Genomic DNA, 7,005 nt, shown 5'->3' on the forward strand with positions numbered 1-7,005 from the left:
CCGCATCGCGCCGCTGGCGCTGGCCACCGGCCTCACCCTGGGCCTCGCTCTAGGCATCGTCACACCGGGCGCCGCGCATGCCCAGGCTGCTGCGGTGGCCCAGCATTTCGACCTCCCCGCCCAAGCGCTGGCCCAGGCCCTGCTGACCCTGGGCGACCAGACCCGGCTGCAGATCGTGTTCGATCCGGCCCTGCTGCGCGGCCGCAGCAGCCCGGCCCTGAAAGCCACGCTGACCCCGCTGCAGGCGCTGGAACGCCTGCTCGAAGGCAGCGGCCTCGGCTTTGCGCTGCAGCCGGGCAACGTCGTGGTGGTGGAAACCGGCAAGGAAACCGCACTGCCGCAGGTGGACGTCACGGCCGGCCTGCTGCCGGAGGTGCGGGTGGTAGCGCAGGCGGAGTCCATGGGCAGCATGAGCCTGGGCCGCGAGAAGATCGACGCCCTGGCCACCGGCAATGGCGACATCACCAGCCTGCTGCGCATCCACCCCAGCGTGCAGTTCGACAACAACCAGCTGGCGAGCGGCAACCAGGGCGAAATCGCGCCGGCGGACATCAGCATCAACGGCGCCAAGTACTACACCAACCTCTATCGCATGGACGGCATGTCCATCAACAACGACATCAACCCCGCCAACCGCGCGGCAGACGGCACCAGCGGCTCCAACAACAACGCCGCGCCGCCCTCCGCCAGCCAGGGCTTCGCCATCGACAGCAGCCTGCTGTGCAACATCACCGTGCGGGATGCCAACGTGCCGGCCGAGTTCGGCCGCTTCTCCGGCGGCGTGGTGGAGGCGGATACCTGCGCCCCCACCCGCAGCTTCGGCGGCCAGGTGTCGGTGGAGCACACCCGCTCCGAGTGGATGAAGCAGTACCTCAGCCCGGCGCAGGAGGAGATCGCCGCCTGGTCCGCCACCGAGAACACCCAGCCCGATTTCGAGAAATGGACCTACCGCCTGGCGCTGCAGGGCAAACCCACCGAGAACCTCGGCCTCATCGGCAGCGTGGTGCGCCGCACCTCCGAGATTCCGCTCAAGGGCTACAGCCGCGGCAACAGCCAGGGCGACGACAGCGACAAGGTCCAGTCCCGCTATAGCGACAACTACTTCCTGCGCGGCTTCTGGACGCCGGGCGGCGACGTCGGCGGCGACTTCTCGCTGCTCTACGCCCCGGCCGGTGGCAGCTATTTCATCGCCGACGCCAGGAACAGCGACTTCGATCTGCGCAGCGGCGGCTACGGCGTCAATCTCGGCCTGCACCACGCGCTCGGCAAAGCCACGGTGAACCACCGCCTCACCTGGAACAAGATGGAAAGCTCGCGCGAATCCGACAGCACCACCTGGAAGGGCTGGCGCTATTCCGCCGACAAGAACTGGGGCCTGCAGACCAGCGCGAGCAGCGCGACCGGCTGGATGAGCTACGAAGGCGGCTTCGGCGATGTGGACCAAACGCAGGAAACGGTGAGCTACCAGGCCAAGGCCGATTGGGAAGCCTTCCAGTTGCTCGGCCTGGAGCACCGCATCCAGGCGGGCCTGGAACTCAGCCACCAGCGTTTCGACTACGAGCGTAAAACCCAATACACCCAATACACCACCTCCGCCGACACCAGCACCTGCAACATGGTGGGCGGCGGCGTGGATACCGAAACCTGCTCGCTCTCCACGCCCTGGAACAGCAGCGCCGCCGGCCAGTACCTGCGCTCCCGCCTGATCTACTTCGCCGGCAGCTTCGCGGTGGAGAACACCAGCCGCGCCTTTTACCTGCAGGACGACATGAAACTGGGCGACGTGCGCCTGCGCCTGGGCCTGCGCTATGACGCCGACCAGCTCGCCCCTGAAGCCACCTGGTCGCCACGCTCCGCAGCGTTCTGGGACGTTTTCGGCAATGGCTCCACCCGGCTGGAAGGCGGCCTCAACCGTTACTACGCCCGCAACTTCATGGACAACTACACCCGCGCCGAGCGGCTGGCGCTGCAATCCACCACCCAGGTCCGCAGCCTCAGCGGCGGCCTGCTCACCGACTGGGCCGCGCCCGTACAGTCCACAACCTGGAGCATGTGGAAGACCGGCGACATGAAAGTGCCCTATGTGGACGAGAAGATGCTGGGCCTGAGCCAGAAGTGGGCCGGCACCACCTGGAGCCTGAAGCGAGTGCTGCGCGAGAGCCGCGACGAACTGGTGATGCACCTGCGCTCCGCCGCCAACTATTACGCCGACAACGTCGGCTACTCCGACGCCCGCAGCTGGACCCTCACCGCCGAAACCGACCAGCCCATCCGCTTCGGCGGCACTGCCACCCACGTGCTGCTGGCGGTGGACAAGACCAGCGTCACCACCTCGCACACCAATTACAGCGACATCATCAGCGAACTCAACGGCGGCGTAGACCGCACCATCATCTATGACGGCAAGGCCATGGCCTACGGCGACCGCCCGGCGGACAACTACGCCCGGCCATGGACCGCGCGCCTGCTGCTCAATACCCAGATCCCGGCGTGGCGCCTGACGGTCGGCAACTTCTTCCGCGTGCGCGACGGCTTCGAGAAGATGGTCAATACCGGCACCAGCGTGCCTTATGACGGCGGCACCGCGCAGGTGTGGGAAAAACACAAGTTCGGCAAGGCCATCGCCTGGGACATGCGGTTGAACTGGAGGCTGCCGGTCGCCACCGGTCAGGAGGCCTTCATCGCCCTGTCCATCGACAACTTGCTCAGTCGCAAGAACGAGATCGAAGACGGCGACTACGGCGTCAAGTACGAGAGAGGCCGGCAGTACTGGCTGGAACTGGGCTACCGTTTCTGAGGCCCCAGCCGCCCTGCAAGGCTTGCGACATCCTTCCCACAATGTCGCAAAACCGCCGAAAACCACGCCAGCACGCGACTGAAGAAGGCCTCGAAAAAACAACAAGCCGTTGTTTTTAATTAATTTTAAAAACAGCTCACCCAGCCATTCCGAACGGCACCAAATTTGCAGAAAGCGCCAGCCGGCGTTCGCGCGTCGGTGGGGCGCCTGGCGCCTCCCGTCATCAATGCAATCGAGAATGGACGATATGGCAATCAAGGACATCAAGGCCTTTTCGGACAAGGCCCGCAGCGACGCGGCGCTGGGTGAGCAACTGCGCTCCTGCCAGAAGATCAAGGAACTGCTGATCCTGGCGCGCGAAAGCGGCTACCCGCTGGACGAAGTCGAGCTGTACCCGCCCAACGAACCGCAGTTCACCGCCGACCAGCTCTCCGAGCGCCTGGTCAAGGCACTGCTGCGCGCCTGAGCTTGCGCCGGCCTTCCCTTGCGGAAGTGCCGGCGCCCGGAGTGCCGCGGGGCGTCACCACCGGCTGCACCACTCCGCAGCCCTCCCTGCCCGCGGCACGCCGGGCTTTTTGCCTCGCCTGCCCCTCCCCGCCGTGCCGCAATGACCGCCTCGGCATCAGCTCCGTCAGGGGTTCTTTCCCAGCTTGCGGTACAGGGTGTTGCGGCTGATGCCCAGCCGCCGCGCCGCCGCCGACACGTTGCCGCCCACTTCCTGCATCACCGCGGCGATGGTCTCCCGCTCCACCTCGTCCAGGCTGCGCCCCACCGCCGCCGCGCCACCGGCCGGCTGGCCAAGGCCAGGCATGGGTGACTCGACCAGCGCCGCCGGCTTGCGCAGGTCGGCCGGGTCGGCGCCGAACAGTTCCTCCGGCAGGTGCTGCGGCAGGATCTCGGTCTCGTCCTCATCCAGCAGCGCCACCGCGACCCGGATCACGTTGTGCAACTGGCGCACGTTGCCCGGCCAGGCATAGCCCTCGAAGAAGCGCATCACCTCCTCACCGACCACCACCTTGCGGCGGAAGCCGGCATCCGCCAGTTCTTCGGCCAGCAGCTTGTCCACCAGCGCACCGATGTCACTGCGCTCGCGCAGCGGCGGCACCGTCACCGTGAGGCCGTTCACCCGGTAATACAGGTCCTCGCGGAAGCTGCCGTCGCGCACCGCTTCGCGCAGCAGGCGGTGAGTGGCGCAGACCAGGGAGATATCCACCGCCACCTGGCGGCTGGCGCCTACCGGCGTCACGCAGCGCTCCTGCAGCACCCGCAGCAGCCGCGCCTGCATGCCCAGCGGCATGTCGCCGATCTCATCAAGGAAGAGCGTGCCGCCGTGGGCCTGCTGGATGCGGCCGACCGCCCCTTCCCGCCGCGCGCCGGTGAAGGCGCCGCCGGTGTAGCCGAACAGCTCGGACTCGATCAGGTTCTCCGGGATGGCGGCGCAGTTCACCGCGACGAAGGGCCCGTCGCGGCGCGGCCCGCTGTTGTGCACCGCGCGGGCGAACAGCTCCTTGCCGACGCCGGACTCGCCCTGGATCAGCAGCGGAATGTCCTTGCCCAGGGTGCGGGCGGCACGGTCCAGCGCACGCTGCAAGCCGGCGTCACCGGTGGCCAGGGTGTGCAAGGTGGTGGCGGCAACGCCCTGGGCACGCGGAACCTGGGCGGCGGTGCCGCTGCGCTCGCCCGCCGGCCGTTCACCACGGCTACCCGGCCACAGCAGGGTGGTGCGCAGCCGGGCATAGACGGTGGCGCCGCTGCGCAACTCCAGCGCCAGCAGCGAGGAGGGATCGCGCGCCGCCCTGTCCATGGCGACACCGAAAGCGGTCTTGAACACACTGCCGAAGGCGGTGCCGCGGCCGCTGGCGAGCAGCGGCCCCAGCAGCTCGCGGGCGGCGGCATCGGCGGCGATGATCTCGCCATCGGCGGCCACCGCCAGCATCGCCTCCTGCAAGCCGCCCACGCATTCCGGCCGGGCGTGGAAGCAGAGCAGGATCTGGCGCGCATGCTCTGCCTCGAACAGGCGCCGCTCCAGCAGCCGCACCGCCAGCCGCACCAGCCCCAGGGTGTGGCGCTGGTAGTTGCGGTAGTCGGCCGAGATGTCGAGCACGCCCAGCAGCTGGCCGGAGGGATCGAACACCGGTGCCGCGCTGCAGGTGAGCACGCCATTGCGTTCCAGGTAGTGCTCGTGGCCGAACACCTCCACCGCGGCGCCCTCGGCCAGCGCAGTGCCGATGGCATTGGTGCCGCGATCGGTCTCGCTCCAGCTGGCCCCGGGCTGCAACGCCACCCGGTTGGCACGGCCGACGAAATCCGGGTCGCCCAAGCCGTGCAGGATCAGGCCCTCCGCATCGGCCAGCAGCACCATGCTGCCCGATGCGCGGATCTGCTCGAAGATATGCTCCATGATGCCGCTGGCGTGGTTCAGCAGCGACTCGCTGCGCTCCCGCGCTTCCGACAGCCCGGCGCGGCCGCTGCCGCCCCGCTCGTGGCGATCATCGGCGGTGATGCCCAGCTCACGGCAGCGCTGCCAGGACTTCAGCACCACGGGTGTCAGCCCGTCTTCCGGCACCTGCCCCAGCTCGAGAAAACGTCGTCGCAGCTCGGCCAGACGCATGACCTGCGTCTCCGGCGTGGGAAACTGCCCCATCTCCTCCTCCTCCTTTCCTGCCTACGGCGCTTGTGTTTTTTTGTCCCGCTGCCGCAGGTGTTCCAATATGACACGGTTGCTCCAAATTGTGGCAACCGGCGTCCAGCACACCGAAACGGAAAGTAGCAAGGAGCTTGCCATTTCCTTGCAACATGGCCGCTTTTTCCACAGCAACCCCGCCCCGCCACCCCACGGCGCGCAACTGCCCGCTTCTGGCAGCGGGCCGCGCCCCGGCCAAACCCCCGTTCCGCCCGGCGCCTGCCGCGGTGGCACGGAGCTTGCCCTTTCCCCCTCGAACCGGCCCCGCCGGGATCGACACCATGCCCCTCAAGAGGAACAGGAAAGTGAGCAAAAAAGAGATGAAGGAGACACCCCGCCTATCCACCCGCGCCCGGCTCGCCGGTGCGCTCGCCGGCACCGTGCTGGCCTTGGCCGGCGGGCTTGCCCATGGCCACGGCGACGTGGTGCCGCAGGCGGTAGACACCTCCAAGCTGAAGCAGCTGGGCGAACCCTGGCTGGAGGCCAACCCTTACCGGGGCAATGCCGAGGCGGTACGCATCGGCGACTCCGCCTTCAACCAGAACTGTGCCCGTTGCCACGGCATCGGCGCGGTTTCCGGCGGCATCGCACCCGACCTGCGGCTGCTGCCCAAGGGCAACGAGGGCGATGAGTACTTCATCCAGCGCATCCGCCACGGCGTATCGCGCAATGGCGCGGTGTACATGCCGCCCTTCGAAGGCACGCTGACCCAGGAGGCGATGTGGGCCATCCGCGCCTGGCTGGAAACCGTGCATGAAGACTGAGCCGGAACGGCCATGAGCAGCCCGGCCCTGCCCGGCCAGGATGTTCCGGCCGCCGGAGCCGGCGTGGCGCCCCCCGCGGCGCAGCGCTACTCCGGCGGCGCCATTGCCCTGCACTGGCTGCATGCGCTGCTGGTGCTGGCGCTGATCGGCATCGGCCTGGCGATGGGCGAGATGCCCAAGGGCGCGGAGCGCAGCGCCGCCATCGCCCTGCACAAGTCGCTGGGCCTGCTGGCGCTGGCGCTGCTGGTGCTGCGCCTGGGCTGGCGGCTGCGCCACCGGCCGCCGGCGGATGTCCGCCTGGGCACACTGGAGCGCAAGCTGGCCAGCCTGGGCCACCGCGCGCTCTACCTGCTGTTGCTGCTGACGCCGCTGGCGGGCTATCTCTCCAGCAGCTTCACGCCCTACCCGATGCGCTTCTTCGGCATCGTCATTCCCAAGGCCGGCTGGCCGGACGAAGGCTGGAACGCCTTGTTCAACGCCCTGCACACCGGCTGCGCCTGGACGCTGATCGGGCTCATCGCGCTGCACCTGGGCGCGGTGGTGCTGCATGCGCTGAGCGGGCGGAGCGTGCTGGGGCGGATGCTGCCAGGGCGCGGCGGACGCTGACCGGCCGCTGGCGCCCGGCTGCAACAGGTTCAAGCAAGCTTGAGCAGCAAGCGAAGCGGCCCGGCGGGCAACCCGCCGGGCCGCTTCTTTTTCTCTGGCCATTTTTCCTGCCCCTTGCTGCCCCTTGCTTCCCTCTCCTGCCCATCTCCCTCACC

The 7,005-nt window shown here is 68.2% G+C and carries 5 protein-coding genes; 4 read left to right on the forward strand and 1 reads right to left on the reverse strand.

All coding sequences use genetic code 11. The features are described from left to right. A partial coding sequence (locus GRF61_RS22580) for a TonB-dependent receptor (protein WP_169152871.1) occupies positions 1-2,797 on the forward strand: 2,797 nt, incomplete at its 5' end. 238 nt (positions 2,798-3,035) lie between these two features. Next, complete coding sequence (locus tag GRF61_RS22585; RefSeq protein WP_248281408.1) at positions 3,036-3,263, forward strand: Nif11-like leader peptide family natural product precursor; 228 nt, start codon at positions 3,036-3,038, stop codon at positions 3,261-3,263. 165 nt (positions 3,264-3,428) lie between these two features. Here GRF61_RS22585 and GRF61_RS22590 read toward each other — a convergent pair whose 3' ends face one another. Further along, entirely contained in the window at positions 3,429-5,441 is a 2,013-nt protein-coding gene (locus tag GRF61_RS22590; RefSeq protein ID WP_169152872.1) for a sigma-54-dependent Fis family transcriptional regulator, read from the reverse strand. 359 nt (positions 5,442-5,800) lie between these two features. Here GRF61_RS22590 and pedF point away from each other — a divergent pair, with 359 nt between their 5' ends. Both pedF and GRF61_RS22600 read left to right on the forward strand, forming a co-directional pair. Continuing rightward, positions 5,801-6,244, forward strand: coding sequence for a cytochrome c-550 PedF (pedF, locus tag GRF61_RS22595; RefSeq protein ID WP_169152875.1), 444 nt, complete (start codon positions 5,801-5,803; stop codon positions 6,242-6,244). Positions 6,245-6,256: 12 nt separating this feature from the next. Beyond that, a complete protein-coding gene (locus GRF61_RS22600) occupies positions 6,257-6,850 on the forward strand; it encodes a cytochrome b/b6 domain-containing protein (RefSeq protein WP_169152873.1) in 594 nt (197 codons plus the stop codon). Positions 6,851-7,005: the final 155 nt, after the last annotated feature.

Origin of the sequence: Azoarcus sp. TTM-91, from assembly GCF_012911025.1 — a bacterium.
Lineage (GTDB): Bacteria > Pseudomonadota > Gammaproteobacteria > Burkholderiales > Rhodocyclaceae > Azoarcus.